Annotated in this window: 20 protein-coding genes; 5 read left to right on the top strand and 15 right to left on the bottom strand. The window is 56.2% G+C overall.

Annotation, left to right across the window (positions count from 1 at the left end):
- Nucleotides 1-2: 2 nt before the first annotated feature.
- From BEQ56_06305 to BEQ56_06375, 15 genes are all read right to left on the bottom strand, one after another.
- The gene (locus BEQ56_06305) at nt 3-947 is read right to left on the bottom strand and encodes a cobalamin biosynthesis protein CobD (GenBank protein AOH43122.1); all 945 of its coding nucleotides are present in this window, start codon (nt 945-947) and stop codon (nt 3-5) included.
- The gene (locus BEQ56_06310; protein AOH43123.1) at nt 944-2,419 is read right to left on the bottom strand and encodes a cobyric acid synthase CobQ; all 1,476 of its coding nucleotides are present in this window, start codon (nt 2,417-2,419) and stop codon (nt 944-946) included. Before BEQ56_06310 ends, BEQ56_06305 begins: the two co-directional genes overlap by 4 nt.
- Nucleotides 2,416-3,321: a hypothetical protein gene (locus BEQ56_06315; protein ID AOH43124.1), complete on the bottom strand. Its 906-nt coding sequence runs from the start codon at nt 3,319-3,321 to the stop codon at nt 2,416-2,418. The genes BEQ56_06310 and BEQ56_06315 overlap by 4 nt, the downstream gene beginning before the upstream one ends.
- Nucleotides 3,322-3,431: 110 nt before the next feature.
- Nucleotides 3,432-4,028 (bottom strand): hypothetical protein, encoded by a 597-nt coding sequence (locus BEQ56_06320; protein ID AOH43125.1) that lies wholly within the window; start codon nt 4,026-4,028, stop codon nt 3,432-3,434.
- Complete coding sequence (locus BEQ56_06325) at nt 4,028-5,080, bottom strand: S-methyl-5-thioribose-1-phosphate isomerase (protein ID AOH43126.1); 1,053 nt, start codon at nt 5,078-5,080, stop codon at nt 4,028-4,030. Before BEQ56_06325 ends, BEQ56_06320 begins: the two co-directional genes overlap by 1 nt.
- Before the next feature lie 22 nt (nt 5,081-5,102).
- Nucleotides 5,103-6,395 carry a hypothetical protein gene (locus tag BEQ56_06330; GenBank protein AOH43127.1) on the bottom strand — a complete coding sequence of 431 codons (1,293 nt, stop codon included), beginning with the start codon at nt 6,393-6,395 and terminating at the stop codon, nt 5,103-5,105.
- A 17-nt stretch (nt 6,396-6,412) separates the two neighbouring features.
- The gene (locus BEQ56_06335) at nt 6,413-7,234 is read right to left on the bottom strand and encodes a purine-nucleoside phosphorylase (protein AOH43128.1); all 822 of its coding nucleotides are present in this window, start codon (nt 7,232-7,234) and stop codon (nt 6,413-6,415) included.
- Between the two features lie 21 nt (nt 7,235-7,255).
- Nucleotides 7,256-8,179: a hypothetical protein gene (locus tag BEQ56_06340; GenBank protein AOH43129.1), complete on the bottom strand. Its 924-nt coding sequence runs from the start codon at nt 8,177-8,179 to the stop codon at nt 7,256-7,258.
- Entirely contained in the window at nt 8,176-9,306 is a 1,131-nt protein-coding gene (locus BEQ56_06345; GenBank protein ID AOH43130.1) for a hypothetical protein, read from the bottom strand. The genes BEQ56_06340 and BEQ56_06345 overlap by 4 nt, the downstream gene beginning before the upstream one ends.
- Complete coding sequence (locus BEQ56_06350; GenBank protein AOH43131.1) at nt 9,299-10,861, bottom strand: ABC transporter ATP-binding protein; 1,563 nt, start codon at nt 10,859-10,861, stop codon at nt 9,299-9,301. The genes BEQ56_06345 and BEQ56_06350 overlap by 8 nt, the downstream gene beginning before the upstream one ends.
- Before the next feature lie 133 nt (nt 10,862-10,994).
- The gene (locus tag BEQ56_06355; protein ID AOH43132.1) at nt 10,995-12,104 is read right to left on the bottom strand and encodes a hypothetical protein; all 1,110 of its coding nucleotides are present in this window, start codon (nt 12,102-12,104) and stop codon (nt 10,995-10,997) included.
- Between the two features lie 209 nt (nt 12,105-12,313).
- Nucleotides 12,314-13,378 carry a hypothetical protein gene (locus BEQ56_06360; GenBank protein AOH43133.1) on the bottom strand — a complete coding sequence of 355 codons (1,065 nt, stop codon included), beginning with the start codon at nt 13,376-13,378 and terminating at the stop codon, nt 12,314-12,316.
- 65 nt (nt 13,379-13,443) lie between these two features.
- Complete coding sequence (locus BEQ56_06365; GenBank protein AOH43134.1) at nt 13,444-14,418, bottom strand: ribose ABC transporter permease; 975 nt, start codon at nt 14,416-14,418, stop codon at nt 13,444-13,446.
- Nucleotides 14,419-14,433: 15 nt separating this feature from the next.
- Nucleotides 14,434-15,900 (bottom strand): D-xylose ABC transporter ATP-binding protein, encoded by a 1,467-nt coding sequence (locus BEQ56_06370; GenBank protein AOH44435.1) that lies wholly within the window; start codon nt 15,898-15,900, stop codon nt 14,434-14,436.
- Between the two features lie 287 nt (nt 15,901-16,187).
- Entirely contained in the window at nt 16,188-17,081 is an 894-nt protein-coding gene (locus BEQ56_06375; GenBank protein ID AOH43135.1) for a hypothetical protein, read from the bottom strand.
- 180 nt (nt 17,082-17,261) lie between these two features.
- On the opposite strand from BEQ56_06375, the gene BEQ56_06380 reads away from it, so the two are divergent.
- Genes BEQ56_06380 through BEQ56_06400 form a run of 5 tightly spaced genes read left to right on the top strand, consistent with a single transcriptional unit; the run spans nt 17,262 to nt 22,802 of the window.
- A complete protein-coding gene (locus tag BEQ56_06380) occupies nt 17,262-17,939 on the top strand; it encodes a fuculose phosphate aldolase (GenBank protein ID AOH43136.1) in 678 nt (225 codons plus the stop codon).
- Between the two features lie 34 nt (nt 17,940-17,973).
- Entirely contained in the window at nt 17,974-18,411 is a 438-nt protein-coding gene (locus BEQ56_06385; protein AOH43137.1) for a fucose isomerase, read from the top strand.
- Nucleotides 18,408-19,847 carry a carbohydrate kinase gene (locus tag BEQ56_06390; protein ID AOH43138.1) on the top strand — a complete coding sequence of 480 codons (1,440 nt, stop codon included), beginning with the start codon at nt 18,408-18,410 and terminating at the stop codon, nt 19,845-19,847. Before BEQ56_06385 ends, BEQ56_06390 begins: the two co-directional genes overlap by 4 nt.
- A complete protein-coding gene (locus tag BEQ56_06395; protein AOH43139.1) occupies nt 19,844-21,628 on the top strand; it encodes an L-fucose isomerase in 1,785 nt (594 codons plus the stop codon). Before BEQ56_06390 ends, BEQ56_06395 begins: the two co-directional genes overlap by 4 nt.
- 25 nt (nt 21,629-21,653) lie before the next feature.
- Complete coding sequence (locus BEQ56_06400) at nt 21,654-22,802, top strand: lactaldehyde reductase (protein ID AOH43140.1); 1,149 nt, start codon at nt 21,654-21,656, stop codon at nt 22,800-22,802.
- Nucleotides 22,803-22,881: the final 79 nt, after the last annotated feature.

The raw sequence follows: 22,881 nt of genomic DNA on the forward strand, positions 1-22,881 counted from the left end.
TTTTAAAACATTAAATTTAATATTACTACGCAGGACAACAAAAGAAAGGCTAAAGATGTTGCGGCTGTTCCCACGAGTTGGATCGTCATCTGAAGATCATGTTGCAGCGGCTCCCTTCCGCGTTCGTTTAGGACATAACAGCCCGGTTTCGTCAGCCGGACGCCGAGGGCCCCAGCTGCCGCGGCCATCGTCCACCCTGCGTTGGGACTTTCGGTTTTCCCATGGTCGGAGCGTAGCAGGGCCCATCCGTTCCTTGCGTCAGCTCCGCAGGCCGCCGCGCCGGCGCAGAGCGCCAATGCGCAGAGCCGCGCCGGAAGATAATTCAGCAGGTCGTCGAGCCGTGCGCCTGTCTTCCCGATCCAGTTCCATTTTTCGTTTCGGTACCCGATCATCGCGTCGGCCGTGTTAACGAAACGATAGCCCCAGGCGGCGGGGAGTCCTCCGACGGCGAAAAACAGGAGCGGGGCGAAAAAGCTGTCGGTCAGGTTTTCAGCGAGCGATTCGATCACGGCCGACGCGATTTCGCTTTCTGAAAGCCGCGACGTATCCCGACTGACCAGGTGCCATCCGGTCAATCGGCGGGCCTCGATCAGGTCGCCCTTTACGAGCGCGTCGCGGATTTCAGCCCCGGCGCGGAGAAGCCCGCGCAGCGTGAACATCGGCTTCAGCAGCAGCGCGTACAGGAGGATTTTCGCCGAATCAGGAAACGAGGCAGTCCGCCGCTCAACGAAAAACAGGAGCGCGGCGAAGAAGGCGGCGCCGGAAAGGATCGCCGCCGTTCCCGCGAGAAACCGCCCGAGCTTTTTTTCGGGCGCGATACGGAGCGCTCGGTTCGAAAAAAAGCCGATCCAGCTTCCCATCGCGCGGACCGGGTGCAGCGCGGTTGGCGGATCGCCGAGGAACCAATCCAGCGCGAACGCGAGAAGCATGGCGGTTCCAGCGATCATCCCGCTTCGCTTTCGTTCAGGATACGCTTGAGCTGGCTGATATTCAGGTTCTTTTCAAGATGATCCGCGAGCGCGTTGAACGCGTCCGAGATTTTCGCCGCGTCGTTTTCGGGATCGGGCGCGATCCCGAGCGACTTCAGCCAGCTTCGGCGAAACGAATCGTTGAAGAAAAGACCGTGAAGATAAGTTCCGAAGCTTTTTCCGTCGGGCGCGAGCGATCCATCCGTTTCCGAGGCGTCGTCGACCGCGGAAAAAAGCGGAGCGGTTGAAGCGGTTCGGCCATGATGAATTTCATAGCCGGAAACGATTTCGCCGTTCAGCGCTGCGAAAAGGCCGCGATCCGCGACGACGCGGCGCGTGACCTGGCAGGTCGTCTTTGTCTCGCTGAACTGGGTTTCGATTGGAAGGATGCTTAACCCACTCTCGCTTTCGGCCCCTTCGTTTATTCGGGTCCCCATAACCTGATACCCGCCGCAGATTCCGACGACGGGCGTCCCGTTTTCATAGCGCTTTCGGATTTCATCGAAAAGTCCGCTTTTTCGGAGCCAGCGCAGATCGCCGATCGTGTTTTTCGTACCGGGAAGAATAATCGCGCGCGACTGCGTCAGGTCGGCGGGCTTTTTCGCGTAGCGAAGATCGACAAACTTCTCATATTTCAGCGGGTCGAAATCGTCGAAATTGCTGATATGCGGGAGCTGGACCACGGCGATTTTCGCGGCGTTCGGATCGGGAGAGACGCCGTCCGAGAAGGCGGCCGCGTCTTCGTCCGGGATCCGATGACGCTTGAGCCAGGGGACGACACCGACGACTGGAGCGCCATGCGGCCGCGTTTCGAGGATCCGGACGCCGTCGGCGAAGAGCGCGCTGTCGCCGCGGAACTTATTAACGATGAAGCCGCGGATCCGTGCCTGATCGCCCGGATCGAGAAGCGAACGGCTCCCGAGAAGCTGCGCGAAGATTCCGCCTCGATCGATATCCCCGACAAGCAGGACCGGCGCGTTCGCATAGCGCGCAACGCGAAGATTGACGATATCGTTTCCCGCCAGGTTCAATTCGGCGATACTGCCCGCCCCTTCGATCAGGACCAGCTCATGCGCTTCGCGGAGACGGTCGAGGCTTTCGGTAACGTTTCCCCATAAGCTTTCGCGCATGCGGTAGTAGTCCCGTCCGCTGAACGTTCCGATCGGCGCGCCCTGGACGATGATCTGGCTTTTATAGTCCGCCTCGGGCTTCATTAAGATCGGGTTCATGTCGACCGTCGGCAGGATTCTGGCGGCCTGAGCCTGAATCGCCTGAGCGCGGCCAATCTCGCCGCCATCGGCGCAGACGGCCGCGTTGTTGCTCATGTTTTGCGCCTTAAACGGGGCGACGGATACGCCGTTCCGCGCGAACAGTCTGCAAAGCCCGGCGGTTATCAGGCTTTTTCCGACGGACGACATCGTTCCGGCAATCATCAGGGTCTTCGCGCTCATGATCGATTCTCTCTGGCCGCGATCGGGCCCGGAATAGCCGGCAGCTGATGATTTGTCGTGTAGTCGATCATGAGGCGGTTGTAGGCGCCGATATCGCGGACGTTCTCGTTTTCATGAATTTTGAGCCGCGCCCAAAGGCGCCAGCCGAGCGCGGTCAGCGTCGCATAGACAAAGATCAGGTGCGTTTCCGTTTCCGTCGGCGCCCGGTTCAGGTATGTTTTGAGGCAGAAGTCTGGCGAGATCGATTCGGGCGGCAGGTGGCAATACAGCGAGCCGAGATCTTCCAAAGGGTCGCCGAGCGCGGCGAATTCGAAATCGATCAGGATAGCTCTCCCGTCGGAAAAGATCAGGACGTTTTCCGGCAGCAGGTCGCCATGAACAGGGACGCGCGGGCGATCGTTCAGGAGTGGTTCCAATTTCCAAAGCTTCTCCAGTTGATCCTGGGTTTCGGCGTCGATTGCGATCTTTTTCGCGCTTACAATCCCGGCGAAACGGCGGGTCCGCTCGAAAAGCGTTTCTTTGCTCAACATTGGGACGGAAAGATGATGCAGTCTGCGCAGCGCCGTCAACGCGCGGGCGATTTCCTCGCCCGACAGCGGATTCATCGTCCGAACGTCCGTCTCGGCGAACGAAAGCTTGATTCCTGTATCCGGGTCGATTCGAACGACGCGGTTGGCGATCCCGGTTCCCCGGAGCGCGTTGCAGATCGCGATCTCATTCGCATAGGAGGAAAAGAGACGGCTTGCCGGCGTTGGAACGCGTAAAAAATATAGGACACCGTCGCTTTCAAAACGGTAGGTGCGATTATTTAAGCCGCCGGGATCGGGGCGGAAATTAACGATCCGTTCCGGAGCGACGGACAGGAAGGATGCCGCGGTTCGGATCAGCTCTTCGGTACTCATGATTCGATTTTACCCGAAAGCGGAGGATCGCCTGAGCCTTCCGGATGGATCGGGGCGAATCGCGAGCGAAGCGTGCGGCCGTGGTTCGGCGTCTTCATGACGGCGCGCCATCATGAAATCAGGATCGGTTTCCCAAGCCCTTCGGCGTAGGCGCAAATCTTCGCAGCGTCTTCAACGTATTCCGCGCGCAGGTAAGCTTGGTCGATCGTTTCTCCGATCGTCAGGACGCCATGATTCGCCATCAGGCAGCCGAAACGGTCGTTCCCAAGCGCCCGAACGACGCTTTTCCCTAATTCCAGCGTTCCCGGCGGAGCGTACTCGGCGAGCGGGACGTCTCCGCCTAAAAACGGGATCATCTCGATCAGGACCTGTGGGATACGGCGATGGACGACGGCGAAGGCGGTCGCGTAAGGGGAATGGGTATGGACGACGGCGTTAACCGTCTTCATCCGACGAAAGACTTCCAGGTGCATTTGCCATTCCGAGGAGGGTTTGTAGCGTCCTTCGACGATTTCCCCATCGAGGTCGATCAGGACGATATCTTCAGCGGTCATCGTTTCGTAACGGACGCTCGTCGGCGTGATCGCGACGAGATTCTCTTCCGGAATCCGGATCGATAAATTTCCGCTCGTCCCGGCGAAAAGCTTCGCGGTAAATGCATTTTTTGCGGCGGATATGACCGCGCTCCGCGCTTCATTCCGATTCATCAGTATTCTCCTTCTCCATTGGCTTTATCGTATTGCGCGAGGTTGAACGGCGAGAAAACGCCGAGATCCGTGACGACGCCGCTGACTAAACGCGGCGGGGTAATATCGAACGCCGGATAATATCCTTTCACCCCCGCCATCGCGGTTCGGACGCCCATTGCCTGAAGCGTGAATTCAGGATCGCGCATTTCGATTTGAACGGTATCGATCGTCGGATGCCCTTTGTCTGGCGCGCCGGTCGCGAAATATGGGATTCCCAGGTAATTCGCGACGATAGCGATTTGGAAGGTCCCGACTTTATTGACGATATGCCCATCGCCGCAGATCACGTCCGCCGCAGAGGTGAAAACGTCGATTTTTTCCTTCTGAATCGTAAAGGCGGGCATGTTGTCGGTGATGACGGTGGTATCGAAGCCCATGTCTTTCGCGACGGAAGCGGTCAGCCGCGCGCCCTGAAAGTAGGGCCGCGTCTCAGCGCAGAAAATTTTAAGCTCGTTTCCGCGTTCACGCGCGGCGCGGAGCGTCTGCCCAACGATCGTTTCCCCGAAACACTGAGTCAGGACTTTGGCGTTTTGAGGAAGCATGTCCAGCAGGTATTCCGCCATCTTCCCGATTTTCCTGTATCGGGCGTTGTTGGCGCGGATGGCATGGTCGACGAGGGATTGCGGAACGTTTTCGCCTTTTTCGCGCGCAGCGATCGCGGCGTCCAGGGATTTATTGACCAGAATCGTCATCCGGTCGACCGTTGTCGGTCGGGCGTGCGCGATCGTATGGGCCGCCTTCTTCATGAAATCGAGCCAGCCGTTCTCATCCTGATTCCGGGCCTGATACGCTGCCAACGCCATGCCCATCTGCGCCGCGGTATAGGGACCGGCGCTCTGCGTAACCATGTCGGTAATCGCTTTCGCGACTTCCTGAACCGTTTTACATTCGACAAATTCGACTTTCGTCGGATAGACCCGGCGATCTAAAATCCGGACGGTTCCGTTTTCGTACCACGCGATATTCTCATATTGGAGCATGAAGGCTAAGCCCCGATCCGCTCGTTCCATAAGCGTTCTCCGTTCTGTTCGTTTAATGAATCCTGGCGCAGCTTTGCCGATAGTCGGCTTTGGCCTTTTCGGCGTCGACCGTCAGGTATTTTCCATGATCATAAATCATTTTTCCATCAACAATTGTGCATACGACGTCGGACGCTTGCGCTGCGTAAACGATCAGCGCCGGGGCGTCGTGAACCGGCATGAGATGCGGCCTGTCAAGGTCGAAGATCGCCAGGTCCGCTTTATTTCCGACCTTGAGCCTTCCCGTATCGTTCCGCCCTTGCGCCGCCGCGCCGGCGGAAGTCGCCATCGTCAGGACTTCTTCCGCGCTGAGGATCGTCGGATCGTGCGCCGCTCCACAGTGAATCAGCGAAGCCAGATGTATTTCCTCCAGAAAATTCAGATTATTGTTGCTTGCGGTGGAGTCGGTTCCGAGGACGACGGGAATACCGGCGTCCATGAGCTTTCGAATCGGCATGAACCCGCTTCCGAGCTTCATGTTACTGGATGGGTTATGAATAGCCGCAACGCCTTTTTCTCTCAGAATTTCGATATCCGCGTCGCTGAGGACGACGCAGTGCGCGGCGTTGGTGGGGTTTTCGAACGTTCCGATCCCGGCGAAAAAAGCGGCCGGCGTGACGCCATGGCGTTCGATACACCCTTTGACGTCCGCTTCCGTTTCGGCGAGATGCAGGTGCATCCGTGCGCCGCAGCTCTGGCAGGCTTCCGAATAAGCTTGCGCCGAAGCCTTGAGCGACGTATATTCGGCGTGAATCGCGAAGTCGATCCGGATTCGCTCTTCGGCGCTCTGATGATACTCCTGAAAGACTTTGACGGCCGTATCGATCCGTTCCTGATCGATTTCGGGTCTGGAAAAATCTTTCGACGCGAAAGGAACGGAGAGATTGGCTTTCATTCCGCTGGTTTCGACGAGCGCCGCGGTCAGCCATGGCTGAATATACATGTCGCTGAACGAGACGATTCCGGACGCGATCATTTCCAGGATCGCGATTTGCGAGCTGCGCTGAATATCCGAGGGCGAAAATTTTGCTTCCCGGGGGAACATCGCCTCTTTCAGCCAACGATGCAGCGGCAGGCCGCTCCCGATCCCGCGCAGCGAAGTCATACCGGTATGCGCATGCAGGTTGAAAAAACCGGGCAGAATCAGATGATTTTCCAGATCGATTTCGTGGTCGTAGGATTGCGCCGGGGGAATGGCGTCGAGGTAATCGATTCGCTGATCGTTTATTCCGAGGAAACCGCGCGGAACCGTCTCCCAACGATCCTTTTCGACAAGCAGGATCGCGTTTTTTAACAAAGTTCGCATTGTGAGCGGTTCTCCGTTTACGGTAACGCGCGCAGCAGGACCCGGAACCAGGCGCGGAACCGCGTTTCCACCGCTTTCGCGGTACGGTCGACCATTGCGTGGGCCGATTCCTGGTCGATGACGCCCGTCGCCATGTTCGTAATCAGCGATACAGCCAGGACCGGCAAGCCGGCATGGCGCGCGGTCAGGACTTCGGGAACCGTCGACATTCCGACGGCGTCCGCGCCGAGGATCCGCGCCGCGCGAATTTCCGCGGCGGTCTCGAAATGCGGCCCGACGAAGTACATGTATACGCCTTCATGCAGCGTCAGATCGGTATGCGGCTGCGTTCCGATCGCGACGGCGCGCAGCTTCGCGGAATATAAATCGGTTACGTCGAAGAAACGGGGCCCATATTCAGGGAGGTTCTCCCCGCGCGTGGGACTGGCGCCGACGAGGTTCAGGTGATCCTTGAGGATCATGATATCGCCGGGACGATAATCCGGATTAACTCCGCCGGCGGCGTTGGTCAGGATCACACGGGAAACGCCTGAATCCCTGAAAAGGCGGACCGGCGCGGCTAATTGCTCGAAGGTATACCCTTCGTAGTAATGGAACCGTCCGGACATGCAGATGACTTTTTTCCCTTCAATCGTTCCAAGGATCAGCTTCCCGGCATGCCCGGGGGCGGTTGAAACGAGGAAATTCGGAATATCGGCGTATGGAATAACGATCGGATCTTCGATTTCATCGGCGATTCCACCTAACGCGGTCCCCAGGATGATTCCGAGGTCCGGCGTGAAATTAATTCTGGATCGGACATAATCCGCGGATTTTTTGTAAAACGCTGTCGTAAACATGTTTTTTACAGTACCTGCTCTTTACTTAGGTTCAGATTGACGCTGCGGGCTGCGCAGCCTGAACGAATTATAGGCCATCAACGCGAAAATGGTAGCCGCATAAGGGATAGCCATGGTTAATTCGGAACTGATCGACGAATTCTGAAGAAAATTCGCGAGCGATTGCGCCAGCCCGAAAAAAGCGCTGGAGACGATCGTCCCGATTGGGTGGGCTGCGCCGAGGGAAGCGGACGCCATGGCGATATAGCCGCGGCCGGCGGTGATATTCTGCGCGAAGAGGGTGACCCCGCCCATCGTCAGCAGTACGCCGCCCAGACCGGATAACGCCCCGGAGAAGATAATCGTCAGAATCTGGATTCGATCGCCGTTAATGCCGAGGCTGTTCGCCGCGTCTTTGTTGATTCCGACGGAGCGCATGTGGAAGCCGGCGACGGTTCGGAACAGGACGAAATTCAGGACGAACGCCAGAACAAATGCAAACAGGTCAAGCCAGGTCAGCGAATCAAAAAGCGTATACAGGAACGGCGAGCCCCGAAGGCAGCTCACGTCGATTTTAGGCAGGCTGACGAGGTCCGAGCTGACGAACGCGCCCTTTATACCGAAAATCAGCTGCATCAGGAATGTCGTCAATCCGCTCATCAGCGTATTAATCGAAACGCCGACGACTAACATCGCGCCGTTGAGTTTCACCATGAAAATACCGGCGAGCCAGGCTACCAGCATGGACGCGATCATAGCGGAGAAGATTGATAACGCTACGCTCTTCGTATAGAAATTAGCGACGATCGCTGAAAATGCGCCCGCCAGCATCATGCCTTCCAGCCCGATATTGAAAATAAAAACCCGGTTGCAAAACGCGGATCCAAGCGCAACGAATAGAATCGGCGTCGTCAGGCGGATTGTCGAGTTGAGGACGACGGCTAAGAAAACTGTGTCGAAATTCATGTGTTGGCTCCCTCTGGGTTTTTAAGCGTTTCCATGGCAGGGTTCGGGCGGCACCGGTGGCGGAAACGGCGGGGAACCCTGAATTTCAGCAGGAACCGGGCTGAAATAAACAGCGTGATACAGCCTTGGATGATCGCTGAGATTTCGATTGGAACGTTCGTTGAACGGGCGATTAAGGAGCCGCCGGTTTGGATTCCGGCGAGGATAATCGACGTGAATAAAATTCCGATTGGGTTATATCCGGAAATCAGCGCGGCGTTGAGTCCGACCCATGCGTAGCTGGCGGAAACGAAAATACCGTTGACATAACGATATTGGACGCCGAAGACCTCGATCATGCCGGCAAATCCGCAGATCATTCCGCTTAATAAAAGTGTCCGACACATGATTTTTTTGCTGTCGACGCCGCCGTATTCGCAGAAACGGATATTAAATCCGCTCATTCTTGATTCGAAACCGAACGTCGTCCGATACATCAGGAACCAGATCGCGAAAACGAGCAGGATTGCCAGGAAGAAACCGGCGTGCAGGTTGTAGTTTTTGATAATGATCGGCAAGCGCATTTCCAGCGGAAGCATTTCCGTTTGGACCATTTTCCCATCGGTCGACAAGTCAAGGAAATGATTTTGCGTATAGTGAAGCATGACATATTGCGCGATGTAATTCATCATCAGCGTTGAAATCGCCAGCGACATTTTAAACCGGTCCAGGAGCCAGGCAGACAGGGCGGAATAGACGCCTCCTGCGGCGATCGCGGCGGCGAAAGCCAGCGTCCATCGAACCCAGACGGGGCCCGGCGCGTACAGACCGACGATCGCGCTGACGAATCCCCCGAGGATCATCTGCCCTTCCCCGCCGATGCCCATGTAATTCGAAGCCCAGGCGATCGCGGCTCCCAGTCCGCAGATCAAGACCGGTGTCGCCCGCGCGAGCGTTGCAAACAGGTAGTACTGACCACCGAACGCGCCTTTCAGCATGGCCCGATAGATGGATATCGGCGAATTCCCGGTCAGAAGAATCGCAACAGCGCCGGCGGCGAGCGCAAAGAAAATGGCGATTGTTGGCTGCGCTATGGTTTTGGCAGCGCTGCGGAGTGTCCGTTGAAAATTCTTTTCCGAATTATTCATATTTCTTTTCTCCTCCAACCATCAGGTAGCCTAATTCTTCTTCTGTGACGTTGCCGTGTTGAAATTCGCCGTTTATTTTCCCCTCGAAGATCACGTAAATCCGATCCGAGAGCTTCATGATTTCCGAGAGTTCTGAAGATATTAATAGAATTGCGTCGCCATGGTTGCGTTTTTCGATCAATTTTTCGTGAATGAATTCCATCGCGCCGATATCGATCCCGCGTGTCGGTTCGGCTGCGATCAGGAGCGGCGTGTTCTGCGATATCTCGCGGGCGACGATAAGCTTCTGCGCGTTTCCTCCGGAAAGCGAACTGGTCCTGAGTGCGATATTGTCTGTTTTGACTTTATACTGCTGGACGATATTCAGCGCGAAATTCCGGATTGCGCGGATATTCAGGATTCCGCGCCTGGAAAAGTCGATTTTTTCCTGATGGCCCATGATGGCTGATTCGCTGATTTTAGCCTGTCTGGCGATTCCCCAGATATTCCGGTCTTCCGGGATCAGCGATACGCCGGCGTTGCGGATTGCCTTGACGTCGTGGTTGACGATGCTTTCCCCCTTGACGAGAATCTCGCCGCTGTCGATTTTTCTCAGGCCGAACAGGGCGGATATGAATTCGGACTGGCCGTTTCCGGATACGCCGGCGATTCCGACGATTTCTCCCCCGGCGACATGAAGCGAGATTCGATCCAGGATTGGTTTCACGCTTAGACCCTGAATCGATAGTTCGTTTACGACGAGGATATCCGCTTTGGGACGGGTATGCGCGATTGGGTTTTGGTTCAGCGTCCGTGCGACCATGAAATAGGAAAGTTCTTCGATCGACGTGTCGGCGACGCTGACGTTCGCGACTTCCTTTCCGGCGCGAAGGACAACGGCGCGATCGGCAATTTCCATGACCTCGTTGAGCTTATGCGTGATAATAATGATGCTTTTTCCGGAAGCGGCCAGTTTTTTGATTGTCTTCAAGAGCTCGCGCGTTTCCTGTGGCGTCAGGACGGCGGAAGGCTCGTCAAAGATAATAATTTTAGCGTTTTGATAGAGAACCTTGAAGATTTCAACGCGTTGTCGAAGGCCGACCGGCATTCCTTCGATTTTCGCGTTCGGATCGAGCGGAAGCTCGGTTTCCCGGGATAAATCTTTAACAACGCGGGCGGCGGATTCAAGGTCGAAAACCGGACCGCGCCGGGGCTCTCGGCTGTAAACGATATTTTCTGCAACGGTAAACGGATCGAAGAGCATAAAATGCTGCTGAACCATGCCGATTCCGAGCGCGATCGCGTCTGCGGCGTTCCGAATTGAGACTTCTTTTTCATTTATGTAAATTTTGCCTTCATTCGCCTGTTCCAAGCCGTAAAGGATTTTCATTAACGTCGTCTTTCCCGCGCCGTTTTCGCCGATAATCGCGAGAATTTCGTTTTTCTTGAGCGTCAGATGGATCGAATCGTTCGCAACGAGAGGTCCGAACGTTTTCGTAATATTTTCCATTCTCAGGACGGTTTGACGGTCGTTTCTATCCTGATGGGGGCCTGCCTGATTTTTCTCTTCTGCCATAAGATTCTCTTTAGAATGGTCAATCGCCGGCGAATCGCGATTTGTGCACGATCCGCTGAAGCAGGCAAATTGTCGCCGAAATAAGCGGCAATTTGCCTGACCTCTGATTTAAATATATCGGAGTAAAATGCGGTTACTTTTGTTTCATATAATCTTCCTGAAGTGGGACGTTGAGAACGATTTCGCCGTTCTTGATTTTTTCAGCCGCTTCGCGTGCCGTTTTGACGATTTCATCGGTCAGTATTTCGCTGTTGCGCGGATTGACGCCATCGTCGGTGATGTACGTCGCGCCGACGACGCCCTCTTTTAATCCGAGGCTGATAACGGTTTTGGGCAGCCCTTCGCCGAAGAAGTCTTTTAAGATCATTTCGGTGACGACGCCGGTATATTTAACCTGGGTCGTGATGATATATGGGTTGTCCGGCCTTGTCTGATCGGCGTCCTGCCCTGAGGTGTAGAATCCTTTTTCGAGCGCGGCTTCGAACGTTCCCTGATCGGCGACGGCTGAAGCCGCGTTGATAAAGACGCATCCCTGGGCGGCTTGCTGCAGCGCTAATTCTTTTGCCAATGGCGCGTCGGTATAGGATTTCGTATAATTGAAAATGAAATCGTCGTTTGTGACGTTCGGGTTGACCGATTTAATCCCCTCGATGTAGCCATACTGCCATTCAAATCCGCCCTGTCCCGGATTCGCGTGCACGCCGCAGAACGGGCCGTCCGGTTTCCCGAGATCGCGGCTGACCGATCCGGCGACAATCCCGATCAGGTAGGCGGCTTCTTGCGGTTTGAAAACGTAGGAGGTAACGTTTTCGTTGTTGGCGATCGTGTCAATAATCGCATAGTCCGCTTTATCAGGGAACATGGCGGCGACCTGACTGATCGGATCCGCCCCCTGCCAGCCGACGGCAAGGATCAGGTTGTAGCCTTCCTCGACGGACGCCCGGACGTTTTCGGCCCATGCTGCTGAGTCAGTGCATTCTACAATCGTGTATTCCATAGGGTAGGTCCCGGCTTCCCTGATCTCCGCGATTTTGTCGACAACCTGCGTCAGGAAGGGATTTACGCCGACAGGATCGAGAATAACGGCGATCCGTTTTACCGAACCGACATCGGCGGCCGCCTGCGAATTCCCGACAGCGGCTCCTGAAGTCGGTTCCGTTTCGGTTTCTTTCGAACAGGAGGTAACCGATATGGCAATCATAAGCAGTATGCTAATCAAAATATAAAACATATTTTTCTTCATTTTTTTCCTCTTTCCAGATTGTCGCGACGTTCAGGTTTGCTGTCGCAAATATTGGATTCATTATACGCTGATTGTCTGGCGCTCAAAGTAATTTTCAACTGTAAAAATCATGACGATCGTCATATCCGGTTCGCAAATTCCGTGGTGTTAAGAAAAGAAGGGCGTTCGGGACGCCCCTCTCAATCGTTTGCGCTTGACTAGAACGCGCCTTATTCGTAAACCAGCTCGGAAACCGCCGGATCGTCCAGGTTCCCAGCGTCGTACCATTTCGCGCCGGTGTCGACGATTTCGGATTCAGCGGCTTTCCCTTCGATCGCGCTTACCGCGAGTTCGACGGCCTTGAAGCCGATCTGATACGGGTCCTGGGTCACGGAACCAAGGAACCAGCCTTTTTCGACGGCGGTCCGCTGGGTTTTACCGGCGTCAAAACCGATCGCGATAATATCCTTGAATTTTCCTTTTTCCGAATCGAAATCCGAGCCGTCGTTCGACGCGGCGAGGACGCCGCCGGCGGCGTTCTCGTTCGAGGCGTAAATCGCGGCAGGTTCGAGCGAAAGGAGCGCTTCAGCGCCGGTCTTCTGGTCCGCGGCGGAGGTCGTCGCCGGAACGTTGACGACGATCTTCAGGACGGCGGCGTCGTTCGCACGCGCGTATTTATCGTGACCTTCAACGGAGGTCAGGTCTTCGCCGACGAGTTCGACGAGTTTATCGATAAAGCCGGTCGTTCGGGAGACGATCGATTCTGAAGTCGCGTCCTGAGAAATGACGGCGACGGTAATCGGAGCGTCGGCGGTCGCGGCGGCGACTTTGGCGGCGAAGCTTTCGTCCGCGAAAAGATGCTCAGCAGCAATTGCGGCGGCGGCTTTGTTATCGGTCGAAGCGGTCGCGTAGATCGAACCTTCGGGAGCGCCCGGAACGCCGGAGTCGAACCCGACAACCGGGATCCCAGCGTCTTTCAGGGTTGCGAGCTGTTCCTTGACGGATTCGGTATCCAGCGCAGCGAGCGCGATGGCGGCGGGTTTCTTATCGATCGCGGATTTCAGCATGTCGACCTGAATCGCGATATCGGACTCCGTCGGCGGTCCGTCGAACGTGATCTCGACGCCGTACTGTTCGGCGGCGGCCTGCGCGCCCTTGGCGACGACCTGCCAGAACTGATGCTGAAAACCTTTGGATACGATGGCGATGTAGGGTTTATCCTGCGCGACGGCGACCGAGGCGGCGAGGGGTAAAACCAACGCGACAATCAGTAATACGGCTAAAAGCTTTTTCATGAGGGTTCCTCCCAAAAATTTTTGATGCCGGCGGACGCGAAAAGTCCGCCGGGTTAACCACGGGTTCAATCTATCCTGACAGCGTTCGCTTTTTTATTCCGATAGATATCGAGAAGCACGGCGAGGATGACGACGAGACCGGTGAAGAAGGTCTGGAAATGTCCCTGCAGTCCCATCGACATCAGCCCGGTTTTCAGTACGGACATCAGGAACGCGCCGATCAGCGTTCCGGACATCGTCCCGACGCCGCCGGACATCGACGTTCCGCCGATAATAACCGCCGCAATCGCGTTCATTTCCAGCCCGTTCCCGGTTCCCGGGATGATCGTCGTATAGGTCGCGGCGTAGACGATCGCCGCAAGGCCGCAGAAGAAGCCGCAGACAATATAGACGGCGATTTTCCAAAACGGAACGTTGACGCCGGAGAGCCGGACGGATTCTTCGTTCGAGCCGATCGCGTAGGCGTAACGGCCGAAACGCGTTTTCGTCAGCAGGATCCAGGCGATAAGGAAAAAGAGAATCATGTAGATAATACCGCTGGGGAAGCCGCCGCCGGTTTTATAGAAGACCTGCTTATAGAGGCCGTCGACGTCGAACCCGGAGGGGAAGCGCTGCGTCTGGACCTTCGTGACAATCGCGCCGAACCCCTGCGTCATCATCATCGTCCCGAGCGTCGCGATAAACGGCGGGAGCTTGAGCTTCGCGACGAGGATCCCGTTGATCCAGCCGACGATCGTCGCGATCAGGACGACGATCCCCAGGACGATCCAGATATTCATGCCTTTCGTATAGAGGTAACCTCCGATCAGCGCGGACATCATCATATTCGTCCCGATCGAGAGATCGATTCCTCCAGTGATAATAATGAACGTGATCCCGAACGCCATCAGGCCGACGTAATACGTGCTGTCCAGAATGCTGACCAGCGTTCCGGTCGAGAAGAAATTCTTCCCGAATAAACAGAAGAAAATATACAGGATAACCAAAGCCGCCGGAGCGAGAATTTGCTGAAGGTCGAATTTACGTTTGAGATTTTCCATGAGTTTTCTAATCCTTTAATTTCGCCGGGTGGCGTATTTCATGATGGTTTCCTGCGACGCTTCCTCGATATTGAGGATTTTCGTGATCCGCCCTTCGCACATGCAGGCGACGCGGTCGCTCATGCGCAGGATTTCCTGTAATTCTGAACTGATCATGATGATGGACTTGCCTTCTTCCGCGAGCAGCGTCATCAGCTTATAGATTTCGTTTTTGGCGCCGACGTCGATCCCACGGGTCGGCTCGTCGAAGATCAGCACGTCGCAATTGCGTACGATCCATTTCGCGATAATGACTTTCTGCTGATTGCCGCCGGAGAGGTTGCGGATGAGCTGCGAGACGGTCGGAGTTTTGATATTGATTTTCTTAACGTACGTTTCGGTCGTGCCGCGGATTTTCCCGTCGTCGACGAAGCCGTTCCGCGTAAAGCTTTCGAGATCGGCGAGGACGGTATTATCGGAAACGGAGAGCCCGACCGCGAGTCCGTAACGCTTCCGGTCTTCGGAAAGATAGCCGATTCCGGCGCGGACGGCGTCGACCGGGGCTTTTATTTTCAGCTTGTTCCCGTTTTTATAGATATCGCCGCTCTCGATCGGATCGGCCCCGAAGATCAGCCGGGCGGTTTCGGTTCTCCCGGCGCCCATGAGGCCTGCGAATCCGAGGATTTCGCCTTTTCGGAGATCGAACGACACGTCATGCACGTCGCGGGAGGTCAGTCCGCGAACTTCGAGAACGACCGGGGCGGAATCGGGAATACTCGATCCGGTTTTCGGCTCGATATAAATGACCCGCCCGACCATGGCCTGGATAATTTCGTCGAGGTTCGTATCCTTCGTGACGAGAGTTTTGACGTATTCGCCGTCGCGCAGGATCGTAATCCGGTCGGTAATCGCCTGAATTTCGTCCATGCGGTGCGAGATGTAAATCATGGTGACGCCATGGGCTTTCAGGTCCTTCATGACGTTGAACAGCTCGACGACTTCGGTTTTCGTCAGCGCGGCGGTCGGTTCGTCGAGGATCAGGATCTTCGCGTTGAAGGAGATCGCTTTGACGATCTCGACCATCTGCTGTTTCCCCACGGTCAGGTTCCCGACTTTTTCGGTTGGGCTGATATCCATCCTGATCCGTTCGAAGAGCCGCCGCGTCTTCTGGTTGATCGTTTCGTCGTTGACGAAGAACGACGTCCCTTCGCGTCCGATAAAAATATTCTGCGCGGCGGTCAGGTGGTTCATCAGGTTCAGTTCCTGATGAACGATGGCGATCCCGGCGTCCTGCGCCTCTTTCGGGTTCCTGAACGAAACGCGTTCGCCGTTATAAAAAATTTCGCCTCTGTCCGCCTGATAAATTCCGGCCAGAACTTTCATCAGGGTCGATTTCCCCGCCCCGTTTTCTCCGACGAGCGCGTGAATTTCCCCTCTCCGAAGTTCGAAGCTGCATTGTTTCAAGGCGTGAACGCCCTGAAAACGCATGCCGACATCTTTCATTTCCAGGATGACCGGGTTTTCGTTTGTACCGTTGGCTGCGGATTTACCGGAATTCACTGAAGCACCTCACTTTTTTTGTTCTGCTATTGCTGGCGGAAATATCATGACTGTTATTGATATTCGAAGTTTAGCGCACAGGGTAGTCTCCTGCAATGACGAATGCGGTCTAAATTTGGATGATATTCACATTCGCAAGGAATTATGACTTTCATCATGATAAACTGACGAATGTCATAATTACGGAATGAAACTGGACGATTGCGTAAAAATATCGGCGGACGGCTCGTTCAGTTCGGATTGGACTCCGCCGGTTCGGCTTCGCTGCGCGCGATCCGATTATTACGAAAATCACGCGCGGACATTCCTTTATACTTTTTGAACGTTTTAGAGAAGTAGCTCAGGTCGTGAAAGCCGCAGGCGAGCGCGATTTCTGTGATATGCTCCGTTGTTACGATCATCTTTTCCGCGGCGCATTCGATTCGATAATAGTTAAGATATTCGATCGGTGTCCGTCCGGTCAGGTCCCGGAAAGCGCGGCAGAGGTATTTCGGGACCAGGTTGGCTTCGTCAGCCAGGTCCTGAAGCGTCAGGTCGGTCGCGTAGTCCTTTCGGATCCGTCTCAGGACTTTTTTCATCTGGTCGATCCGCCGCCAGTCTTTCGGATGCGGATCTGCGGCTGGATTCCGCGACGTTTCGTCGACGAGCGACCCCATGAGCTGCCAGATCAGGCCGTGAACCGTGAGTTCATAGCCGAATTTTTTATTCCGCAGCTCTACCATCAGCGCTTGGATTATGTCGGCGGGCTTGCTTCCGGCCGGGAAAACGTGATGACGCAGCGCGGTTTCGGTCAGGACCTTCAGGAGCGAACGCTTTCCGATCGTCGTTTCTTCGAGGAAACGGGCGAAGTCAAAAACGGCGCATTCATAGACACAGTCATGCGGCAGGCCGCCATGGATAAAGCCGTCGGGGATCAGGACTGCGTCGCCGGCGTTCATCTCGATCGTTTCGTCGTCGAGCCGGAGCGTGAAAGCGCCGCTGTCGATCAGGATCAGTTCATATTCGATATGCCAGTGAAAGGGCATCTGGTAGCGGGGATGGGTCCGGTCGACGAAGTAGTATTCGAGCGGGAAATCGAACGTGCCGCGCGTTTGGTTTTCCTGCGAAACCGTGCTTTTGATCATGCTGCGCTCCTGGCTTGTTCAGGCAATCCGGAAAGAGAGACGTCATCCTGAATGTGAATATTATAACAGTTTTGGTCGGTAAAAACCATGGGCTTCGACGATTTCTTTTTATAATTCAAGATATCGCAAGCGTAAATATTGCAACTGAATTTGGTTCAGACGATTCAGAAGGAGGCGAAAATGGATATTAACACCGTCAAAGAACAAATTTGCGATGTCTGTCATAAAATGTGGCAGCTGGGGTGGGTCGCGGCGAACGACGGAAACGTCAGCGCGAAATTAGAGGATGGGACGATCCTAGCGACGCCGACGGGGATCAGCAAGTCCTTCATCACGCCGGAGAAATTAATCCTGCTGAACGGGAAGGGCGAGGTCCTGGAGGCGGCGGAAGGCTACCGTCCGAGCAGCGAGCTGAAAATGCATTTGCGCTGCTACGATAGGCGCGACGACGTTTTTTCGGTTGTGCACGCGCATCCGCCGGGAGCGACCGGTTTCGCCGTGGCGCATCGTCCGATGGATATGTATAACATGATCGAGGACGTCGCCGTGATCGGCTCGGTCCCGCTGACGCCGTACGGGACGCCGTCGACGTCGGAGGTCCCGGACGCGATCGAGCCCTACCTGGAGGAGCATGACGTTATGCTGCTCACGAATCATGGGGCGCTCGCGGTCGGCGCGGACGTTTACACGGCGTTCTACCGCATGGAGTCGCTCGAACTCTGGGCAAAGATTACGATCAACGCCGAGATTTTAGGCGGGAGCAAGGATATCGATCGGGAGAATATTCAAAAGCTGATCGATCTGCGCTCGTTTTATAGAGTAACCGGACGCCATCCGGGCTATAAGAAATACAGCTGAGCTTCAGGCAGGTTTCGCGAAAGGAGACCCCGACATGCTGAAAAACATCCCTTCGATTCTTTCCCCGTCGCTGCTGATGACGCTGATGGAGATGGGCCATGGCGATGAAATCGTGATCGGAGATGGGAATTTCCCCGCGGAGAGCGTTGGGAGAGATTGTATCGCGGTGCATCGGGCGGATGGGCATGGCGTTCCAGAGCTGTTGGACGCTATTCTGACGTTGATGCCGTTGGATCAGTACGCGGCTCGACCGGTCGGGCTGATGGAAGTCGTTCCGGGTGATCCGGTCGTTCCGACAATCTGGGACGAGTATCGACGGATCCTGAAGGCGCATGATCCCGACCATTGTCAGATCGAGATGATCGAGCGATTCGCGTTTTACGAGCGGGCGAAAAAAGCGTACGCGATTGTCGCGTCCGGCGAAAAGGCGATTTACGCGAATATCATCTTAAAGAAGGGCGTCGTAAAATGAGCGGCGTCAGGAAGTTATTGGCGATCGATTTAGGCGCGTCGAGCGGGCGGGCGATCCTGGCGGCTTACGACGGCGCGGCGGGGACGCTTTCAACCGAGGAGGTGCATCGGTTCGAGAACGTCCCGGTTGAAAAGGACGGAACGCTGCGCTGGGATATCGACGCGCTGACGGCGAATATCCGCGAAGGCGCTGCCAAAGCCGGCGCGTTTGAGAGCGTTTCCGTCGATACCTGGGGCGTCGATTTCGCGCTTTCAGACGCGGAAGGCCGGCTCATCGAAGCGCCGGTTCATTACCGGGACCGGCGAACCGAAGGAGTCGCCGCGCAGGTGATCGAAAAAATCGGCGCGGAAACGCTTTACCGGCGAACCGGGAACCAGTTTTTAGACCTGAATACGCTTTTTCAGCTGGTCGCGCTGAAGCGGGACGCGCCCGAAGTATATGAAAAAACGGCGACGATTTTATTCATGCCGGATTTTTTTAATTATACGCTGGGCGGACGGCCCGTTTCCGAGCTGACGATTTCGTCCACGTCGCAGGCGTTAAATCCTCTGACGCGGCGCTGGGATACGGAGACGCTGAGCGCGTTGGGGCTGGACGTTGGAAAATTCGCGCCGCTCGTTCCTTCGGGCACGGTTATCGGCGAGCGAAACGGCGTCCGTGTCGTAGCCGCCGCCGGGCATGATACGCAGTGCGCCGTGGCGGCGATCCCGACGGATCGAACCGACGTGGCTTTTTTGTCCTGCGGGACGTGGAGCGTGTTGGGGACAGAGCTGGACGAGCCGATCCTGACCCGCGAGAGCCTTGATGCGTCGCTCTCGAACGAGATCGGCGCGAACGGAAAGATTAACTATCTCCAAAATATTATCGGACTTTGGCTGATTCAGGAGTCGCGGCGCGAATGGCGGCGGCGGGGGACGAATTATACGTATGGCGAGCTGGAAAAGCTGGCTGGCGAGGCGGCGCCGCTGCGCTCGTTTATCGATCCGGACGCGCCGGCGTTCAACGCGCCGGGTGACATGCCGGATCGGATCCGGGCGTACTGCCGGACGACGGGACAGCCGGTCCCGGAGACCGCCGGCGAAATAACGCGCTGTATTTACGAAAGCCTGGCGCTCCGCTACCGGCTGGGGTTAGAGCGGATGAGCGCTGCGACCGGAAAAACGTTCGCAGCGCTTCACCTGATCGGCGGCGGGGCGCAAAGCGCGACGCTCTGCCGCTTTACCGCGGATTGCTGCGAGCTGCCGGTTGTCGCCGGACCGGTCGAGGCGACCGCGCTCGGCAATATCGTTATTCAACTGACCGCGCTGGGCGCAGTCCCGAACTTGAACGCTGGACGTGCGCTGATCGGGAAAGCGGAAAAGATCGTTCGTTACGAAGGGCGGCCCTCCGAAGACTGGCGGGACGCGTATCGAAAATTTAAAAGGAGCTTGAAATGAACTATCCGAAAATAGGAATACGACCTGTTATTGATGGCCGCTGGGGCGGCGTTCGGGAATCGCTTGAAGCGAAAACGATGGGCATGGCGAAATCTGCCGCCGAGCTGATCAGCTCGACGCTGCGCTATCCTGACGGGAAGTCGGTTGAATGCGTGATTGCGAATTCGACGATCGGCGGCGGCGCTGAGGCTGCGCGCTGCGCCGAGCAGTTCAGCCGCGAAAACGTCGTCGCGACGTTATCGGTAACGCCATGCTGGTGCTACGGGTCGGAAACGTTCGATATGGACCCGAAAACGATCAAGGCGGTCTGGGGCTTCAACGGGACGGAACGGCCGGGCGCGGTTTATTTAGCGGCGGTCATGGCGGCGCATGCGCAGCGCGGCTTACCCGCGTTCGCGATTTATGGCCATGACGTCCAGGACGCGTCGGATTCGACGATCCCGGCGGACGTCTCGGAAAAAATCCTGCGTTTCGCGCGTGGGGCGGTCGTCGTCGGTTGGATCAGAAATAAAGCGTACGTCAATTTCGGCGCGGTTTCGATGGGGATTATGGGGTCGTACTGCGATATCTCCGTATTCCAGAAGACTTTCGGGATCCGCGCTGAGTTCGTCGACATGACGGAAATATTGCGTCGCGTTACGCTGGGGATTTACGATCCCGCGGAATACGAAAAGGCGCTGACGTGGATTAAAGCAAACTGCAAGGAGGGATACGACGTCAACGCCGGAAAGGACCTCCCGTTCGTCATTACGCATTCGAAGCACATTCCCGCCGATCAGGACTGGGAATTTATCGCGAAGATGACGCTGGTTATGCGCGATATCCTGTATGGAAATCCGAAGCTGGCTGAGTTGGGGTGGCACGAGGAATCGCTCGGCAAGAACGCGGTCGCCGGCGGCTTCCAGGGTCAGCGCAATTGGACGGACTGGCTTCCGAACGCCGACTTTACCGAAGCGATCCTGGCTTCCTCGTTCGACTGGAACGGGATTAAAGCGCCGACGCCGTTCGCGACCGAAAACGACACGCTGAACGGCGCTTCCATGATGCTGGGGACATTCCTGACCAACAGCGCGCCCTGCTTCCACGACGTCCGGACGTATTGGAGCCCTGAAGCGACGAAACGCGTTACCGGTTACATGCCGAGCGGCGTCGTTGAAAACGGGTTTATTCACCTGATCAACTCGGGAGCGACCGCGCTCGACGGAAGCGGCGTCGTAAAGGACGCCGACGGAAACGGCTGCATGAAGAAATGGTGGGACGTTACCGAGAAGGATATTCAGGCGATGCTGGCGGCGACGGACTGGTGCCGGGCGAATTACGAATATTTCCGCGGCGGCGGTTTTTCAAGCCATTTCCGCTGCGACGCTGAAATGCCGGTGACGCTGCTGCGGCTGAATATCGTGGAGGGCGTCGGATTGACGATGCAGCTGGCCGAGGGGTATACCGCTTCGCTTCCGGACGCGGCGCATACCGCGATCGATCACCGGACCGACCGCAGCTGGCCGACGACCTGGTTCGCGCCGCGGCTGACCGGAGCCGGCGCGTTTACGGACGTTTACTCGGTCATGGCGAACTGGGGCGCGAATCATGGCGTGACCGTTTACGGTCATATCGGCGCCGATCTGATCACGCTGGCTTCGATGCTGCGGATCCCGGTCACGATGCATAACGTTGAGGACGGGAAAATCTACCGGCCCCATGCCTGGGCGTCGTTCGGAACTGAGAATAAGGAATCGGCGGATTTTGCGGCCTGTAAGCATTATGGCCCGCTGTATCAATAAATAAATCAGGATCAAGGAGTGTGAAATGTCTCAGCGTATCGTATTAAACACGATTTCTTATCATGGAAAGGGCGCGATCAACGATATCGTCCCTGAATTAACCGGACGCGGGTTCAGGAAAGCTTTCGTTTGCTCCGATCCGGACCTGATCCAGTTTGGCGTTACGAAGAAGGTTACCGATCTTCTCGATCAGGCCGGCTTCAAATACGCGATTTTCTCCGATATTAAGCCGAATCCGTCGATCGAAAACGTTCAGGCCGGCGTGGCTGCGTTCCAGGCCAGCGGGGCCGACTGCATCGTTGCGATTGGCGGCGGATCCTCGATGGACACTGCGAAAGCGGTCGGAGTTATTGTCCGCAACCCGGAATTCGCGGACGTTCGCAGTCTCGAAGGGGTTGCGCCGACGAAGAATCACGCGGTCTTTACGATCGCGGTCCCGACGACCGCCGGAACCGCCGCGGAAGTCACGATCAACTACGTGATTACCGACGTCGAGAAAAAGCGAAAATTCGTCTGCGTCGACGTTCACGATATTCCGGAGGTCGCCGTTGTCGATCCGGATATGATGGCGTCGATGCCGAAGGGGCTGACCGCCGCGACGGGGATGGACGCGCTGACGCACGCGATCGAAGGATATATTACCAAAGCTGCCTGGACGATGACCGACATGTTCCATCTGGAATCGATTCGGCTGACGTCGAAATGGCTCCGCGCCGCGGTTGAAAATAAACCGGAAGGACGCGAGGGGATGGCGCTGTCGCAGTATATCGCGGGGCAGGGCTTCTCAAACGTCGGATTGGGCATCGTTCATTCGATGGCGCATGGGCTGGGCGCGCTGTACGATACGCCGCATGGCGTAGCCAACGCGATCCTGCTGCCGACGGTTATGGCGTACAACGCGCCGGCGACCGGCGATAAGTACCGCGCGATCGCGGAAGCGATGGGCGTTGAGGGGACCGGATCGATGACGATCGAAGAGGCGCGGAAGGCAGCGGTCGAAGCCGTTCGGAAGCTGGCTCAGGACGTCGGTATTCCCGCCGATCTCAAGGGAATCCTGAAGGAAGAGGACGTTCAGTTCCTTTCTGAAAGCGCATACGCGGACGCCTGCCGTCCCGGAAATCCGCGCGATACGTCGGTCGAGGAGATCGCCGCGTTGTTCCGAAGCTTACTGTAACGTCGATTTCTTCGGTTTTCTGGACGGGGCCGGGCTTTTTCGGTCCCGTCTTTTTTATAGACGTTTCCGCGGAGGACGT

The sequence above is a fragment of the Anaerolineaceae bacterium oral taxon 439 genome, from assembly GCA_001717545.1.
In the GTDB taxonomy this organism is placed as follows: Bacteria; Chloroflexota; Anaerolineae; order Anaerolineales; family Anaerolineaceae; genus Flexilinea.